Genomic DNA, 16,682 nt, shown 5'->3' on the forward strand with positions numbered 1-16,682 from the left:
GGTCCGTCCGCCGGCCCCCTGTCCCGGCGTCAGCCCTTGTCCGCACCGCTGGTCAGGCCCTCGGTGAGGAGCCGTTCGGCGGAGAAGAACAGGAGTACCACAGGGATGGTGAGGACCACCGACCCGGCCATCAGCACCGTCTTCGACACCTCGATGCCGTTGGCCAGTTGCTGGAGTCCCAGCGACACCGTCCACCGCTCGGGGTCGGCCGCCAGGAAGAGCAGTGCGAAGAGGAACTCGTTCCAGGCGATCATGAAAACGTACAGCCCGGTGGCCATGAGGGTCGGCAGCGCGAGCGGCAGGATGATCTTGCGTACGGTCTGCAGCCGCGACGCGCCGTCGATCGACGCCGCCTCCTCGATGCTGTACGGGATGGTGACGAAGTAGTTCTTCAGCATGTAGATCGAGACGGGCACGGTCTGGGCGATGTAGACGATGGCGAGCCCGACCAGGCTGCCGGAGAGTCCCATCTTCGCGAACATGACGAACAGCGGCACGGCCAGCAGCGTGGCCGGGAAGAGGTAGACGGCCAGGAAGACCGCGCTGACCTGCCGGTTGCCGAAGAACTTCAGCCGGCTCACCGCGTAGGCGCCCGGTACCGCGGCGGCCAGCGTGAGCAGGACCGTGGCGACGGCGACGAGCGCCGAGTTGACCAGCATGCCGAGGAAGCCCTGACCGCCGTCCTCGGAGGACTTGAGGACGCTGTCGTAGGTGTCGAGGGTGAAGTCCTTCGCCGAGACCCACAAGTTGCCGGGGTCGAGGAGCAGGGCGTCGATGGGCTTCACCGACAGCATCAGCATGTAGTAGAAGGGCACGATCGTGATCGCCGCGAGGAAGGCGATCACCACCCAGCGCAGGACGCCGAAGAACCGTTCCTCGAACTGGGCGCGGGTGAGCCGGGGCCGCCGGGGCGCGGGGGCCGGGCGCGTGGTCCGCTCGGCCTCGTCGCGGGTCATGGTCGGGGTGGCGGTCATGCCGATTCCTCCTGCATCTTCTTGCCGAAGAACTTGAAGTAGACGCCCAGGAGGGCCATGAGCACGACGGCCAGGACGAGCGCCTGAGCGGAGGCGGCACCGACGTCGAAGCGCGAGGTGAGGAAGTCGTACACGCGGACGGCCACGACGTCCGTGCCCGATCCGCCGCCGGTCAGCAGGTAGATGTCGTCGAACTTGTTGAACGTCATGATGAAGCGCAGGACGGACAGCAGGGCGATGACGGGCATCAGCTGCGGCAGCAGGATGTGCCGGAAGCGCTGGGACAGGGTGGCGCCGTCGACCTCCGCCGCCTCCTCGAGCCCGGCGGGCACCGCCTGGAGGCGGGCCAGCATGAAGAGGAAGGCGAACGGGAAGTAGCGCCAGGTCTCGAAGGCGATGACGGTGAGCAGCGCCAGCGGGATGTCGAAGTGGACGCCGAACAGGCCCACTTCGTAGGACCTGGTGGAGAGGAAGGCGATGGGGTCGTCCCACCCGAAGAGCTTCTGGCCCCATTCGTTCACGATGCCGTACTGCGGGCTGAGCGCCACCTCCCAGACGAACGAGACCGCGACCACGGGGGCGACGTACGGCAGGAGCATGGCGGCGCGCAGCACACCCCGGCCGCGGAAGGGGCGGCGCAGCGCGAGGGCCGCGATCAGGCCCAGGACGACGGAGCCGGCGGTGGCACCGACGGTGTAGAGGAGCGTGGTGCCGAGACTGCTCCAGAAGCCTGGGGAACCGAAGACCTGGGAGAAGTTGTCCAGGGTCCAGCGGCCGAAGAGGCCGTTCTCCTGGATGTCGACGAGCCGTGCGTTCTGGAAGGCGAGCAGGACGGTCCACAGGATCGGCAGGATCACCACGACCAGGACCACCAGGAAGGTGGGGGTCACGAAGGCGAGGCCGGCGCGGTTCTCCCGGCTGCTCGAGCTCTGCGAGGGGGCGCGGCGCTTCTTCGCGCCGCTCTGGGTTGTGCTCATGGGTCGGTTACCTCGTGAGGGAGCGGCGTGCGGCTACTGGAGGGACTTCTGGAGGGCGGTCACTTCGTCGTCGGCCTCCTTCGCGGCCTCGTCGGGCGAGAGCTGGCCGCTGGTCATCGCCCCGATGGCCTTGGCGACGGGGAGTTCGCCGTTCGTGGCGCCGACGAGCGTGCCCTGCCCCTGGGTGAGACCCCATCGCTTCATGTCGCCGACACCGGCGACGAGCCGGTCGAGGAGGGCCGAGGGGTAGGCCTTCCGCATGGACTCCCGGCGGTCGACGCCCATGACGCTGGCGCGCCAGGCCTGTTCGAAGGAGCCCGGCTTCTGCACCGTGCCGGTGCGGACGGGGATCTTGCCCTCGGGGGCCATGCCGAACCAGTCGGCGTACCCCTTGCCCATCATGTACTCGATGAACTTCCTCGAGGCGCCCGTCTCCGCGGTCCTGGTGACGGCCCATGACGTGATCTCGCCGAACTGGGCGGGTTCCTTGCCGTCGGGGCCCTTCAGCGAGGTGACGACGCCGGTGTTGCGGGCCAGGAACTTCGGGTCCTTCTTGCACTCCGGGCAGCTGGGCAGCGCGTCCGACCGCAGTCCCGCCAGCTCGTCGAGCAGGAAGGACGACCAGACCATCATCGAGGACTGCCCGGCGAAGTAGGTGGCGCGGGTGGTGTCCACGCTCTGGGTGCCGGGCGCGCCGTGCTTGCGGGCGAGATCGTCGTACGCCGCGAAGGCGTTGCGGCACGCCGGGGAGTCGAGGGCGGGCTCGCCCTCCTCGTCGACCAGCTCGCAGCCGTTGGCGAGCGCGAGGTCCTCGAAGCTCTGCTGGGTGAAGACGTCCGAGGGGTCGGTGGCCAGGGATATGCCGTCCCGGCCGCCCTTGTCGAGAGCCGCGGCGGCCTTCAGGGCGCTCGCGTAGTCGTCCGGGGCGTCGAGTCCGGCTTCGGCGAAGAGGTCCTTGCGGTAGACGAGGATCTGGAGCCAGGCGTCGGAGGGGACGCCCAGGCGGGTGCCGTCGTCCGCGGTGAGCGCGAGCGCGTTGCTGTTGAACGTGCCCGGGTCGAGGTCCTTGACGATGCGGTCCGCGACCTCGGTGTCGAGCAGGCCGTTGCCGTACATCTGCCAGACCTGGCCCATCGGGACCGCCCCGATCACGTCCGGGAGCTTGCCGGCCGCCGCCGCGGACATGATCAGCTGCGGCAGCTGGGCCTCGTCCACGCCGACGAGATCGACCTGGACGCCGGTCTCCTTCTCGAAGCGGCTGACGACCTTCCTGGTCGCCGCCATCCTCGGCGGCAGGTTCTCCTGCGACCACACCGTGATCCTGTTGTCGGGCCGCTCCGCGCCGGAGCCGCCCGAGCAGCCGGCCAGCAGGCCTGCCGCAAGGGTCGCGGCGAGCCCGAACAGGGTCGCCCTCGACCGTCGGGTCTTCATCACCATGCTCTGTCCTCACGCCACTTACGCACTTTCCTGATGCATCTCAGCATTACTTTTGCGTGTTGACAAGACATAACTCTGAGATATCTTCGACTGAAGTCAGCGAGCAACACCCCTCCCAGCGCTACCGGAGCCCCCCGTGGAACGCGTCGTCCAGTTCACCGGCCCCCGTCAGGTCGAAGTCGCCGAGCACGAGAGCGCTCCGCTTCCCGCCGGACATCTGCGGGTACGCACCCGCTACTCCGGCATTTCGGCAGGAACCGAACTCACCGCCTACAGGGGTACGAACCCGTACCTGACGCGTACCTGGGACGCCGAGGCCCGGATCTTCCGCGACGGAGCGGCCGGGATCGAGTACCCGGTGGCCGGCTGGGGCTACTCCGAGGTCGGCGAGGTCACCGAGGTCTCGCCGGAGCTCGTCGGCGCACCCGGGATGCCGGTCACCGGCGATCTGGTCTGGGGCATCTGGGGCCACCGCAGCGAGGGCATCGTGCCCGCCGAGCGCATGGTCGGCCACACCCTGCCCGCGGGTCTCGAACCGCTCGCCGGGGCCTTCGCCCGCGTCGGCGCCATCGCGTACAACGCGATCCTCGCCGCCGACATCCACCTCGGCGAGGACGTCGCCGTCTTCGGCCAGGGCGTCATCGGGCTGCTCACCACCCGCCTCGCGCAGCTCAACGGCGCGCGGGTCACCGCGGTCGACGCCCTCGACGGCCGTCTCGCGACCGCCCGTGAGTACGGCGCGCGGCACACCCTCAACGCGCGGACCGACACCGTCGCCGAGCGCATCCGTGAGGCGACCGGCGGGTCCGGCGCCGATGTCGCCATCGAGATCAGCGGTGTGTACCCGGCCCTGCACGAGGCCGTCCGTTCCGTCACCGTGGGCGGCCGTGTCGTGGCGTCCGGCTTCTATCAGGGCGACGGTGCCGGACTGCGCCTCGGCGACGAGTTCCACCACAACCGGATCCAGCTGATCTGCTCCCAGATCGGCGGGGTGCCCCCGCAGCTGGCCGGACGCTGGACCGTCGAGCGGCTCCAGCAGACCTTCCTCTCGCTGGTCGCCGAAGGCCAGGTCGACGTGAAGTCGCTGGTCAGCCACGTCGTCCCGGTGGCGGAAGCCGCCGACGCGTACGTGCTGCTCGACGAGACGCCGGCCGACGCCCTCCAGGTCGTCCTGGAGTTCTGAGCCCGTCGGCCCGGGCGACCGGGCACCCCCTCCCCCGTACGAACAGCCAGAACCCCCGAGCGCCCTCCGTCGGCGCCGAAAGGCATCCCATGCTGAAAACCGCCTGCCAGGAACAGCTCCTCCCCGGTGACACGCTCCAGGAGAAGTGGGCCTTCGCCCAGGAGTCCGGCTTCGACGCCGTGGAACTGCGGTCCAAGGGCGACTTCCACTTCCGCGACCGCCTGCCCGAGCTGAAGCAGGCCCTCGCCGACGGTGTGGTCATGCCTACCGTCTGCGTCGACATGCTGCACTTCTTCGCCGCGTTCGACGACGGGCTGCGCCGTGACGCGCTGGAGCAGATGAAGTCGCAGCTCTCCGTCGCGGCCGAGATCGGGGCGCTGGGTGTGCAGACCCCCGCGTCGTACGGAATGTTCTCGCGCAGGCTTCCGCCCTTCGAGCCGCCGCGCAGCGAGGAGCAGGACCGCGAGGTGCTGCTCGCCGGCCTCTCCGAGCTGGGTGAGCACGCGCGCGCCGAGGGCGTCACCCTGTACCTGGAGCCGCTCAACCGGTACGAGGACCACATGGTCAACCGGCTGGAACAGGCCGCGGACCTCATCCGCACGGTGGGCCTGGACTCCGTCCGCATCGGCATCGACAGCTACCACATGAACATCGAGGAGGCCGACCCCTCGGCCTCGATCCTCGCCGCGGCCCCGTACATCGGCCACGCACAGGTCAGCGACTCCAACCGCTTCCAGCCGGGCGCCGGCCACCTCGACTGGCCGGCCTGGATCGGCGCCCTGCACAGCATCGGCTACGACGGCTACCTCGCCGCCGAGTGCCGGCTGACCGGCGACCCGGTCGCGGCCGTCCGCTCCGTCCCCGCGTTCCTCCGGAGGTCGGGCGCGTGACGACGCTCCTCGAAACCCCCGTGCCCGCCGCCGCCGATGACCTGACCCTTCGGCGCGGCGCGGCACGGGTACTCCTCACCAACTGGACGGGCTCCTCCACCGTCCCGTCGCGCGGCCTGTATCCGCACCAGTGGAGCTGGGACTCGGCGTTCATCGCGATCGGCCTGCGCCATCTGTCGGTGCGCCGCGCCCAGGGCGAGCTGGAGAGTCTGCTGGGCGCCCAGTGGGCCGACGGACGCGTGCCGCACATCGTGTTCAGCCCCTCGGTTCCTCTCGACGCGTACTTCCCCAGCCCCGACTTCTGGCGCTCCTCCACGGACGGCGCCCCGGCGGGTGCGCCGGCCGGCACCGAGACCTCGGGCATCGTGCAGCCTCCGGTACACGCGCTCGCCGCGTGGCTCGTCCACGAGGCGGATCCGGAGACCTCACGCGGCCGCGGCTTCCTGCCCCGCGTGTACGGCCGCCTCGTCGCCTGGCACGACTACCTCACGGGCAGCCGTGACCTCGGCGGCGGCGGGCTAGCGGCGATGGTGCATCCGTGGGAACCCGGTATGGACAACAGCCCCTGCTGGGACGGCCCGCTGCAGCGCGTCGAGCCCGCGCCGCCCGGTTCGTACCGGCGCGCCGACCTCGACCACGGACAGGCCGCGGAGCGCCCCACCGATCTGGACTACGGCCGGTACGTACGGCTCGCCGCCGACTACCGGGACAGCGGCTACGCGGACGTACCGGGCGGGCACGCCTTCGCGGTCGAGGACCCCTGCGTCAACGCGCTCCTGATCGTCTCGGAGTACGCCCTCGCCCGGATCGCCGCCGAGACGGGGGCGGACCCCGCCCCCCACGAGGCACGCGCCGAGCGCCTCACGGCGGCCCTGGTGGAGCGGCTCTGGTCACCCGCTGACGGCATGTTCCTCAGCCGTGACCTGGTGGGCGGCGAACTGATCCCCGAGCGCAGTGTCGCCGGACTCGTCCCGCTGATCGTCCCCGGTCTCCCCCGGCACGTCGTCGAGGCCCTGCTCGGCACGGCGACGGGGAGCGGCTTCCGCCTCGGCGAGGTCCCGATGGCACCGTCGTACGACATCGAGGGGCACGCGTTCGACCCCTCGCGCTACTGGCGCGGTCCCGCCTGGTTCAACACCAACTGGCTGCTCGATCGGGGGCTGCGACTGTACGGGCACCACCGCACGGCGGACACGCTCCGCACGGCCATGCTGGGCGCCGCCGGGTCCAGCTCGTTCGCGGAGTACGTGGACCCCTTCACGGCCGGGGCCCGTGGCACCCGGTCCTTCGGCTGGACAGCGGCCCTCACCCTCGATCTGCTGGCCGCCTCGGACGGGCGGGACGGCGCCGGCAGGGCGATGGACGTCTTCTCGGACGGAGCACGCGGGTGAACGGCACGGACACCACCCTGGTGCGCGCGGGCACCTTCGCAGTCCTCGGTGCGGACGGCGGCGTCCGGGGCCGCCGCGGCACCTCCCCGGACGGCCTGTTCCACCGCGACGCACGGCATCTGAGCCGTTGGACGCTCACCGTCGACGGCACCGCGCCCGACGTGCTCGTCCCGTCCGGGGGCGAGACGTCCGCCCTGTGCGTGCTCACGCCCCCGGGCACCCGGGACGAACCGGCCGCCTACACCGTCTTCCGTGAACAGGCCGTCGCCGCAGGTGTCCTGACGGAGAGTCTGCGGTTGGTCAACAACCGTCCCGCGCCCGTCACCGCGGTGCTCTCGCTGACCGCGGACGCCGACTTCGCCGACCAGTTCGAACTGCGCTCCGACAAGCGCCGCTACGAGAAGGACGGCGCCCGGCACACGGCACGTGTCCACGCGGACGGAGTCACGTTCACCTACGAACGCGGCGACTGGGTCTCCCGCACGGCGGTGTGCGCCACCCCCGCTCCGGCCGCCGTCCGGCCCGCCGGCGTACAGGACACCGCTCACCAGCTGGACTGGCATCTGGAACTGCCCGCCCACGGTGCGGCCGAACTCCTGCTCACCGTCACGGCGTACGCGCACGGCGCCCCTTCGCCGGCCCTCGTCGGCACGCCTTCCGAGGCCGTCGCGGAGCAGACGGCGGACACGTCCGCCTTCACGGACGCGGCGCTGCCCGTCCCGCCGGACGCACCCGACGGTCTGGCCGCCGCGTGCGCCCGCGGGCTGAGGGACCTGGCCGCCCTGCGGGTCCCCGCGACCGGCCCGGACGGTGAGCACGTCCGGGTGCCCGCGGCGGGAATCCCCTGGTTCCTCACCCTCTTCGGACGGGACTCCCTCTTCACCTCGCTGTTCGCGCTGCCCTACCGGCCCGAACTGGCGGAGGGGACCCTTCTCGCCCTCGCCGCGACCCAGGGAACCGTGTACGACACGGGCCGCGGCGAGCAGCCGGGGCGCATCGTCCACGAGATCCGGCACGGCGAGCTGGCCCGTTTCCGCCAGGTGCCGTACGGCCGCTACTACGGCTCGGTCGACGCCACCCCGCTCTTCCTGGTGCTCCTGGACAGCTACACCCGGGCGACCGGCGATCACACGCTCGCCACCCGTCTGGAGCCCCAGGCACGGGCCGCCGTGGACTGGATGTTCCGCGACGGAGGCCTGGACGACGGCGGATACCTGGTCTACTCACCCGACCCGCGGGGCCTGGTGAACCAGAACTGGAAGGACTCCGAGGGCGCCATCTGCTTCCTCGACGGCACCCAGGCCGAGGGGCCGATCGCCGTCGCCGAGGCGCAGGGATACGCCTACGACGCGCTGGTCCGCACCGCGCGCGCGGCCCGCTCCCTGTGGGGCGACGCCGCCTACGCCGACCGGCTGGACGGTGCGGCCGCGGATCTGCGGGAGCGGTTCCTGCGGGACTTCTGGATGACCGGTCCCGACTTCCCGGCGCTCGCTCTGGACGGCCGGGGCAGGCAGGTCGACTCGCTGGCCTCGGACGCCGGGCATCTGCTGTGGTCGGGAATCCTGGACGGCCCTCGCGCCCAGCGCGTGGGACGCCGCCTGCTGGAGCCCGACTTCTTCTCCGGCTGGGCCATCCGCACCCTGGCGTCCGGCCAGCCCGCGTACCACCCGCTCTCGTACCACCGGGGTACGTCCTGGCCGCACGACAACGCCGTGGTACTGCTCGGTCTGGCCCGGTGCGGGCTCGACCACGAGGCCCGCACGGTCGCCCTCGGTCTGCTGGAGGCGTCGGCGCACCACGGGCACCGGCTGCCCGAGGTGATGGCGGGCTACTCGCGCGACCGGCACCCCCGCCCCGTGCCGTATCCGCACTCCTGCTCACCGCAGGCGTGGGCGGCGGCGACCCCCCTGGCCGTCCTCACGGCGCTGCGGGGGCTGACGGACTGACCGGGCTGCCGCAGAAGGGGCCCCGGACGCCGGTGGGGTGTCCGGGGCACTTCCGCGTCCACGACGAGATCTCACCGCGGGCCCAGATCAACAGCACCCGGGGGGACGGCCCGGCCGTGGAGGCCGACATCTGCTGAGCGGCAGCCCTCGTGCCGCCGGGGTGCGGGAGAGGCGCCGGCCGCACGGCGCTTCTCCCGCACCCCCGACCGGCCGGCTTTCCGCCGGCCTTCCTCGTACGGCATCCGTACGACCCCGGCAGAACCGTCGGGTGTCTCCCCGTCCCGCCCCACGAGAAGTGGCAGAGTCGGCCCCGTGACCACGTGGTCCCGGACCGCACCGGAGCGGAAGAGAGCGATGCGTGATGAGGCTTGTCGTTCAGCAGTTCCTGACCCTGGACGGTGTCTCCCAGGGCCCGGGGTCCCCTGACGAGGACCCCTCGGACGGCTTCGACCAGGGCGGCTGGTTCGTGCCGCACCTGGACGAGGAGTTCATCGAGGTGGCGGCCGGCTGGCTCGGCACGGCTGACGCGTTGCTCTTCGGGCGTCGCACCTACGAGAACTTCGCCCGCGACTGGCCGACGATGACCGACCACCCCTTCGCACCCCTGATGAACGGCCTGCCCAAGTACGTCGCGTCCCACAGCATGGCCGAGGCCGGGTGGAACCCGACGACGATCCTGGACGGGGACGTTCCGTCACAGGTCGCCGAGGTGAAGCGCAGGCCCGGCCGGGACCTCCAGGTCCACGGCAGCTCCCGGCTCGCCCGGTCGCTGCTGGCGGCGGGCCTGGTCGACGAACTGCGGCTCGCGATCGCCCCGGTCGTGGTCGGCCGGGGCCGACGGCTCTTCCCGGACGACGGCGCCCCGGCCGGCCTGCGGCTCGTCAGCCACCGGACGACACCGCGAGGGCTCTCGGTGCACACCTTCGAGTCGACGGGACTGCCTGAGCACGGGGTGTACGGCGCCGGAGCTCAGGGCCCGGCATCCTGAGGGGGGCGGAGTGGGTGGGTGCTACCGACCCTCGCGCTCCTTCTCCTGCAGGCGGCGCCCTTCGTCCCGCAGCCGCGGGTTCTGCAGGGCCTTGCCGTCCGCTTCCATGATCCGTCCGCGCAACTGCTTGATCGCGGAGGTCATCTTGCCCATGGATCTTCACCTCGTGTCGTTCGGGTCGGCGGACCGCAGCCTTCCCGAAAAGTTACCTGTGCCCTTCTTCACACCATTTATCCCGCTCCTTGAACTCGAATGCAAGTACGACAGCCAAACTGTTCCCTTCAGACCGCTCAGCCGCCCGCGCAGGAGGGCCGCAGCCCGCGCGACCTGCCCCCTGCGGCTCGACCCACGGCGTCCCTCGGGCTGGGGGCGACATCCCGGTGGAACCTTCGAGCAGCTCGTCGGGGGGACTCCCCAGCCGGACCCCGGAGCCGGGCTTCGTCGGCGCGACCGCCACATGCGAGGTGTCGAGGAGGCCGGCCTCGAGGAACTGCCGGGTGATCGTGACCCCGCCGCCGAGCCGGACGTCCTTGCCCTGCGCGGCCCGCTTCGCCTGGGCACTGCGGCCGGGTCGCCGTCGACGAAGTGGAACGTGGCGTCGGAGAGCGTGAACGACGGGCGCGGGTGGTGCGTCATGACGAACACCGGCGTGGCGAGCGGCCGGCCGAATCAGCGACCCGCCAGAAGACGGAGGGCTGGTGCCGCATCAGGCAACGTTCGCCCTGTCGTGACGCGCCGTTGCACCGACCATGCCACCCATAGGAACAGGGCAGCATGATCCGCCGCTACATCATCTGGCGAAACCGCCACACCGACGACCGACGTCTACGCGCCGTCATCGACAGGGTGAACGTCGGCTGATACGGCACCAGTGCACCGCCGACGGTCCGGGCCTCCTCGCGGCGCGGCCCAGCCTGGGTCAGCCCATGAGCACGTCGACGAGCTGCCAGAGGGTGAGCCACAGCCCAATGGCGAGGAGACCCGCCAGCATGGGGGTCACGACGACCCCGACCACCACGTACACGAGCACCGGCTGAGGGGCGTACAGCTTGTCGGCGTGGCGTGGGTCGTAGCGCACCTCGATCCTGCGCGGGTCGCGACTGACGGTCTTCCCGCTGCCGACGTAGGTGCGTGCCCGGCCCTCCGCATCGGTGAACCGCCAGATCTCCTTGCGCGCGCTGTTCCGTCCTGCGAAGGTCGCGGCGACCGTGATGCCATTACGACGGGTGGACCAGTGGTCACGCATGATGCCGCCGGCCAGCTGCAGATAGCGGCCCGCGGCAAGCAGGAACAGCGCCCCGAAGAGTGGCATGAGCCACTGGCCCGGCTCTCCCGTCGCCGCGACGTAAACCACGAGGGCGGTCCAGAGGACCACCGCGCACACGGCCGCCGCTACCGCCCCGGAGTACCGTGTCAGGAACAGCCGCCACGACGGAGCCGCAGACGTCTCCTCGCTCACCAGCTCCATACCGTCGCGAGGGGCACGCCGCTCGGGCAGTACTGAGGTCACCGCTGAGACGAAGGCCGTCACGGCCGCCGGGGAGGACCGGGTCACCACGAAGACGGTGGGATCGCCTCCGGCGCTGGTCAGCTCGATCTCGGCCGCGTCGCCCCTGGCCCCGGCCGCCCGTACCCCCTGGATCGCCCGCACCGGAATGCGGCGGTGGGTGCCGTTCTGCTTCAGCAGGACGGACTGGCCTTCGAAATGGGCCGTGGTGCCACGGCCTCGCAGGATCAGGGGGGAGGTCACGCCGGTATGACCACGCATGGGGCCACAAGGTTGCCCTCGGACAGCCGTTGGATTCGCTACGGACATCCGCAACTGACCGGAAGCGAAGGGGCCTTCGGGGCGCGCGCGGGCCCTCGTCTTCCCGGCGGGCGGACCTCGGCCCAGTCACGGTGCCGGCCGCTCCTCATGTTGTGAAGTTGTCCCCGTGCCGGTTGCCCGGCAGAGCCGGCAGGACCAGGGTGCAGGGTGCAGGCCGCCTACCTGTCGACGTCCGAAGAGGCGAACGTCGGCTGATACGGCACCAGCGTGGGTCCCATGATCGTACGGCTCAACGGCACTCACGGCGCAGGCAAGACGACGACCAGTGCTCTCGTGCAGCAACTGATCCCGGATTCCCGGGTGTTCGACGCCGAGAAGGTCGGCGAGACGCTCATGGACATCACGCCGGGGCTGCCTGGTACGGACAACTTCCAGCACTGGCCGCCGTGGCGGCCACTCGTGGTCGAGACCGCCCGCCGGGTGCTCGACTACACCGGAGGCATCCTGGTGATGCCCATGACCGTCCTGGTCGAGCAGTACTGGCGCGAGATCAGCTCCGGTCTCGCCCGACATGACATTCCCGTACGGCACTTCGTCCTCCATGCCGACCAGGACACCCTCCGTGGGCGTATCCAGGGTGACACCGTTCTCGGCCCTTCCTCGTTCCGCCTCGCCCACCTCGAACCGTATGCCGAGGCGGCCCGCACCTGGCTGCACAGCGAGGCCGAGGTCGTCGACACCACCCACCTCACACCCGCCGAGGCCGCCCGGGAGATCGCGGGCTCCGTCAAGAACTGAGCTCCGTCCTGCACCCGTTCGCGCGATCGCGCCGCACGGAGCCGGTTCGGAGGATCTCCCGGCGCTCGGCCAGGACGCGGCTGACGTCCAGCAGCCCCCACCCGATGTCCGACCGCACCGATGATGAGACCTGCCTGACGCAGAGAGGTGCCGCCTCCCCATGTGTTGCCGTCGGGTCGCACGGGTCCGGCGAGCCGGTCAGCCCTTGACGACCCTGGTCTCGGCCACGGGGAAACCCTTGTCCCACCAGTGTCCGTACCGCCGGTAGACGGCTGGTTCCCGGTCGGCCAGCAGGGCCGACAGCTTGCCCGCCTCCTCGGTCAGCTCCATCCACGCGGTTCTGCCCAGCGTGTGGAAGGAGGACAGTTCGACTCCGCCGTCGACCGCGCGCCAGACACCGGCGACCTGGCCGTCGACCAGCAGGCAGGGAAGCACGTCGCCGTTGCGCCGGACGACCAGCGGACGGTACTCCGGGGGCATGAGGCGGCCGGGGACGACATGGGCCAGCAGCGTGCTGTCCCACATCGCCAGCAGCCTCGGCGGCGCCGGAGTGTCCTCGGCGGGCACGGCGGCGCCTTCGACGTCGAACAGGGGAGCTCGGCCCGGGCCGGCCACCCGCACGACCTCGCCGCCGAGTTCGTCCAGCGCACGGGTGACCGTGGCGCGCGGAAGCAGGGTGAACCGGGCGAAGTCCTGTGCGGACGCGGGACCGAAAGCCCGCAGGTAGGCGCAGAGCAGTCGCCGGACACCGGCAGCCGCCTCCGGCGGAGCCGCCTTCTCCCGCGTCGCCGTCGCGGCACGATAGGAGTTCCGGGGACCGAACGACCACGGGCCTCCGGAGGGGAAGTGATGGACCGGCGCGTACGTCCGCAGGGCCCACCACACGCGGTGCGCGTGCTCACCGAAGCGCCCTGCCAGCTCCCCCTCGACCTCGGCCCCGGTACGCGGCAGCGCGAGGAACTCGGCGAGTTCGGGGAGCAGGACGTCGGCTTCCGCACGGGACAGCCCTGTCGAGGTGAAGCGGCGGTCGTGCAGCCGAGACGCCCGCAGACAGCTGGACATGGCAGCGTGGTAAGGCGCGTAGTCGTCGGCGTGGACGGCGTGCAGAGTGATGCGCATGAGCGTGGCCTTCACGACCCGCCGGTCCGCGAACGCCGCGTCGAGGTCGGCCGGCACGAAGTCCTGCACGCGGTTCCACAGTGCCAGATAGGGCGAGGCGGGCGTCTGCGCCTGGAGGGCGCAGACCCGGCGAACGGCCTCGGCGACGTCGAGTCGCCGCCGCTCGAGCAGGAGTTGACGGTCCAGGGTCGCCAGGACGAGCTGCCGTGCGGTGAGAGACATGGACGGATTGTGGCCTCTCCCACGCGTGAACGCGAGAAGGGGTCCGCACGGGCGTCGGCCGGAGGCCCGGTCCGGCGTGCGCGGCCCTGGAGGCCGGCGAAACGGGTTCCCCTCAGAGGTCGTTGGGGCCGTCGACCTGCCGGAAGAGGATGCCGAGCAGGTCGGCCGCGGCCTTGAGGTCCTTGGCGCGGTGGCCGGTGCACAGGGTCCAGTGGTGGCCGGTGCCGGCCGAGGACCAGGCATCGGTCCACTCCCCCGGGTCGAAGCCGAAGTCGACACGTGAGGTGGTGTTCCCGATCTCCAGCAAGGGTCCCGGGACGACCTCGCCCTCGGAGACGATGAAGCTGAACGCGCCGTCCGCCTCCTGGCCGATCCCGAAGGTGGTGACCGGCCCGTGTCTCACGTCGAACTCCACGCTCACGCCGTAGCCACGCTTGCCGTGGTACACACCCAGGCCCCGGAGGAGGGGGTCCTTGGACGAGATGGCGAGATGCGCCGGCCCGTCGTGCCCCATCTCGACCACTCCGTCACGGAAGTCGAGCGCCTGGAGCTCCGTGAACGACCCGCCCGCACCGAGCGTGTCGGCGATCAGCATGGCGAGACTGGTGCGGAGCTCGTACTCCCCTGCGACCGGGATCCCGCGCGCCGTCAGCAGAGAGGCACCCAGGATCATGCCCGCGCCGAGCCGTTCGTGGATCTCACCGTCGAGGCCGCGGTGGTAGTAGGCGAGGCTGTCGAGCCCGAAGTCCTCCACCAGACGGTCCAGCCCCGCGGAGACGCGGGCCGCCCAGTCGAGGTCCGCCTCGTTCACCGAAGCGTCGAGGGTGAACACCCTGCGGGCCAGTGCGACACGTTCAGCCGCTTGCCCGTCGGTCACCGCGGCGACCCTGACGCGCAGGTCGTCGAACTCCAGCACCTCCACATGCCCGCCGAACTGAGCGGACACCATCGTCATGTCCGTCGAGACGTCCAGCATGCCGGGGTAGAGGTGCCCCATCAGACCGTGCCGCCCGTGACGCATCACCCCGCGCACACCCGCCGCCCCGATCCACCTGCCGATCCGCGTCCAGGCGTTGTCGTCGTGCAGATGGCCCGAGACCGAGCGGAAGGGGATCCCGCTTCGCCGGAAGACCTGGGCGACCTCGGGCAGCGGACATTGGCCGCAGTAGGCCAGCCACTCGCCGGTGCCGGTGTTCGGGTGGTCCATCGCCTCGGTCGGCTGGAGGTCGATGACCAGCACCGGGGTGTGGGCGCGCTGGGCGATCGGCAGCACCATGGAGGCTGTCAGATACGTCGTCAGGAACGTCACCACGATGTCGCAGTCGGCCCTGCGCAGCACTTCCGCGGCCTTGGACGCCTCCTGCGGGTCGGAGACGAAGCCCGCGTCGACCACCTCACAGCCCATCCCCTCGAACCGTCGCGTGACGAAGCGCGCCGACTCCCGCAGCCGGTCGAGGAGACCGGGGAACTGCGGCCAGTACGCACCGAGCCCGCCGGACACCAGTCCTACACGCGCAGGTCGCCGCCGGACGGGGACGAGAGCCCCGTCGAGCACCGCGGTGGAGATGTCGTCAGTCACCAAGAGCCCCTTCCCCGATGGTCCGCTGCGGCGAGATTAAGCAGCTCCGGCACATCCCGACAAGGGGTTGAAACGTATCAATGCATGCGCGGGAACGGATCGTGCCCAACCGTCCTCCGTGGGCGGGAAGCGATCTCGGCGGCGGCAGGACGGGCGCGAAAGTGCTGCTGGGGCCGTAGGTTCACCGTGGCGGAAGCAGACCGTGCCGGAGGAGACGACCGCCGAGGGGATCCACCGGAGGGCCTGACGGGGGCGGGGCGCTCAGAGACTCGAGACCGGTTCATCGCCTTCGACCCGCATCTCGGCGCTGCCCCCACCCGGGCCGCGCACCGACCGGACAACTCTCGCGTGAAGGCTCGTACTTGTACGTCCGTGGGGTCCGAATGCTCCTGAGCCAGCAGGCATCGCCATGGACTGCACCGCTTTCGCCGCAGACAGCGGTGATCGGTCCCTGGATGCTGATCCTCCTGGGCTGGGCGGCTCGTACACTGACGAGAATGCAGGACCACCAGACAACCACCGGGATCGGTGCACGTCCGGCGCCCGCCCTGCGGGAGTACGTCGACTCGTATGTCGGCTTCGACCTCCGCGGGCTCCCTACGGGTGTGCACTGCGGCCCGCCGGGCCGCGCGCTCACCGCGGTGATCAGCCTGTCGGATCCTCTGGAGGTGGCGGCGGGCGTCGACGACGGGTCACCGGTCACCCGATTCGGCAGCGTGGCCGGCGGTCTGATGTGCCGGTCCGTCGCGATTCACCACGACGGACGCCAGCAAGGTGTTCAGGTATCGCTGACACCGCTCGGGGCCCGGGCCGTCTACGGCATGCCCGCCGCCGAGCTCGCCCACCGGCTGGTCCCACTTGACGAGCTTCTCGGAGCTCTTGCCGTCGAGCTGGTCGACCGGCTCCGATCGGCGACGACATGGGCGACGCGGTTCACCGCGCTGGACGAATCGCTCCTCCGAGCTGTCGGCCGTGGCGCCTGCGGCGACCATGTGCGCGGGGTGCGCCCCGAGGTGGCCGAGGCATGGCGCCACCTCGTAGCCGCGCGGGGTTGCGTCCAGATCGGTGCGGTCGCCGCGGAACTCGGCTGGAGCCATCGGCACCTCACCGAGCGGTTTCGCGGTGAGGTGGGCCTGTCGCCGAAGACCTTCGCCCGAGTCCTGCGCTTCGAGCACGCGCACGAGCTGGCGGCGGCGCGGGACCCGCTCCCGTGGGGCGACGTGGCGACCGTCTCCGGCTACGCCGACCAGGCCCATCTCGTGCGGGACTGGCGCGAGTTCACCGGCCGATCGCCGACGGCCTGGCGTCGCGGCGAAGTCCTCCTCGGAGCCGGGTAGCAGCGAGCCGTCTGGTCGTCGCCTCGGCATCTCTTCCATTTTCTTCAAGACCGCCCGATCGCCGTCGTGGACG

The 16,682-nt window shown here is 70.9% G+C and carries 14 protein-coding genes and 2 pseudogenes; 8 read left to right on the forward strand and 8 right to left on the reverse strand.

Annotated elements, in window-relative coordinates:
• Nucleotides 1-29: 29 nt before the first annotated feature.
• Genes ACIRJR_RS16450 through ACIRJR_RS16460 form a run of 3 tightly spaced genes read right to left on the reverse strand, consistent with a single transcriptional unit; the run spans nt 30 to nt 3,388 of the window.
• The gene (locus ACIRJR_RS16450; RefSeq protein WP_403780371.1) at nt 30-956 is read right to left on the reverse strand and encodes a carbohydrate ABC transporter permease; all 927 of its coding nucleotides are present in this window, start codon (nt 954-956) and stop codon (nt 30-32) included.
• Nucleotides 957-970: 14 nt separating this feature from the next.
• Nucleotides 971-1,951 (reverse strand): carbohydrate ABC transporter permease, encoded by a 981-nt coding sequence (locus ACIRJR_RS16455; RefSeq protein ID WP_403780185.1) that lies wholly within the window; start codon nt 1,949-1,951, stop codon nt 971-973.
• A gap of 33 nt (nt 1,952-1,984) precedes the next feature.
• Entirely contained in the window at nt 1,985-3,388 is a 1,404-nt protein-coding gene (locus ACIRJR_RS16460; RefSeq protein WP_403780188.1) for an ABC transporter substrate-binding protein, read from the reverse strand.
• A gap of 136 nt (nt 3,389-3,524) precedes the next feature.
• Here ACIRJR_RS16460 and ACIRJR_RS16465 point away from each other — a divergent pair, with 136 nt between their 5' ends.
• The 5 genes from ACIRJR_RS16465 (at nt 3,525) to ACIRJR_RS16485 (ending at nt 9,786) form a co-directional block, all read left to right on the forward strand.
• On the forward strand, nt 3,525-4,571 hold the full coding sequence (locus ACIRJR_RS16465) for a zinc-binding alcohol dehydrogenase (protein ID WP_403780191.1): 1,047 nt from the start codon (nt 3,525-3,527) through the stop codon (nt 4,569-4,571).
• An 89-nt stretch (nt 4,572-4,660) separates the two neighbouring features.
• Nucleotides 4,661-5,461 (forward strand): sugar phosphate isomerase/epimerase family protein, encoded by an 801-nt coding sequence (locus ACIRJR_RS16470; protein WP_403780194.1) that lies wholly within the window; start codon nt 4,661-4,663, stop codon nt 5,459-5,461.
• A complete protein-coding gene (locus tag ACIRJR_RS16475) occupies nt 5,458-6,852 on the forward strand; it encodes an MGH1-like glycoside hydrolase domain-containing protein (protein WP_403780197.1) in 1,395 nt (464 codons plus the stop codon). Before ACIRJR_RS16470 ends, ACIRJR_RS16475 begins: the two co-directional genes overlap by 4 nt.
• On the forward strand, nt 6,849-8,798 hold the full coding sequence (locus ACIRJR_RS16480; protein ID WP_403780200.1) for a glycogen debranching N-terminal domain-containing protein: 1,950 nt from the start codon (nt 6,849-6,851) through the stop codon (nt 8,796-8,798). Before ACIRJR_RS16475 ends, ACIRJR_RS16480 begins: the two co-directional genes overlap by 4 nt.
• Before the next feature lie 361 nt (nt 8,799-9,159).
• A complete protein-coding gene (locus ACIRJR_RS16485) occupies nt 9,160-9,786 on the forward strand; it encodes a dihydrofolate reductase family protein (RefSeq protein WP_403780203.1) in 627 nt (208 codons plus the stop codon).
• Between the two features lie 21 nt (nt 9,787-9,807).
• Here the strand turns inward: ACIRJR_RS16485 and ACIRJR_RS16490 are convergent, their stop codons facing one another.
• Together ACIRJR_RS16490 and ACIRJR_RS16495 are read right to left on the reverse strand one after the other, a co-directional pair.
• Entirely contained in the window at nt 9,808-9,939 is a 132-nt protein-coding gene (locus ACIRJR_RS16490; protein WP_403780206.1) for a hypothetical protein, read from the reverse strand.
• A gap of 137 nt (nt 9,940-10,076) precedes the next feature.
• Nucleotides 10,077-10,446: pseudogene (locus ACIRJR_RS16495) on the reverse strand (hypothetical protein); the annotation flags it as partial.
• An 82-nt stretch (nt 10,447-10,528) separates the two neighbouring features.
• Between ACIRJR_RS16495 and ACIRJR_RS16500 the strand changes: the two are divergent.
• Nucleotides 10,529-10,647: pseudogene (locus tag ACIRJR_RS16500) on the forward strand (IS630 family transposase); the annotation flags it as partial.
• A 58-nt stretch (nt 10,648-10,705) separates the two neighbouring features.
• On the opposite strand, the gene ACIRJR_RS16505 reads toward ACIRJR_RS16500, so the two are convergent.
• Nucleotides 10,706-11,536, reverse strand: a complete 831-nt coding sequence (locus ACIRJR_RS16505; protein ID WP_403780209.1) for a hypothetical protein — start codon at nt 11,534-11,536, stop codon at nt 10,706-10,708.
• Between the two features lie 294 nt (nt 11,537-11,830).
• Here ACIRJR_RS16505 and ACIRJR_RS16510 point away from each other — a divergent pair, with 294 nt between their 5' ends.
• Entirely contained in the window at nt 11,831-12,352 is a 522-nt protein-coding gene (locus ACIRJR_RS16510) for an ATP-binding protein (protein WP_403780212.1), read from the forward strand.
• 198 nt (nt 12,353-12,550) lie between these two features.
• Here ACIRJR_RS16510 and ACIRJR_RS16515 read toward each other — a convergent pair whose 3' ends face one another.
• Together ACIRJR_RS16515 and ACIRJR_RS16520 are read right to left on the reverse strand one after the other, a co-directional pair.
• Complete coding sequence (locus tag ACIRJR_RS16515) at nt 12,551-13,693, reverse strand: winged helix DNA-binding domain-containing protein (RefSeq protein WP_403780215.1); 1,143 nt, start codon at nt 13,691-13,693, stop codon at nt 12,551-12,553.
• A 112-nt stretch (nt 13,694-13,805) separates the two neighbouring features.
• Nucleotides 13,806-15,260, reverse strand: a complete 1,455-nt coding sequence (locus ACIRJR_RS16520) for an arabinose isomerase (protein WP_403780374.1) — start codon at nt 15,258-15,260, stop codon at nt 13,806-13,808.
• Nucleotides 15,261-15,769: 509 nt separating this feature from the next.
• Between ACIRJR_RS16520 and ACIRJR_RS16525 the strand changes: the two genes are divergently transcribed.
• Nucleotides 15,770-16,609: a helix-turn-helix domain-containing protein gene (locus ACIRJR_RS16525; RefSeq protein WP_403780218.1), complete on the forward strand. Its 840-nt coding sequence runs from the start codon at nt 15,770-15,772 to the stop codon at nt 16,607-16,609.
• Nucleotides 16,610-16,682 lie beyond the last annotated feature (73 nt).

Origin of the sequence: Streptomyces sp. NPDC102402 (assembly GCF_044765765.1) — a bacterium.
Lineage (GTDB): Bacteria > Actinomycetota > Actinomycetes > Streptomycetales > Streptomycetaceae > Streptomyces.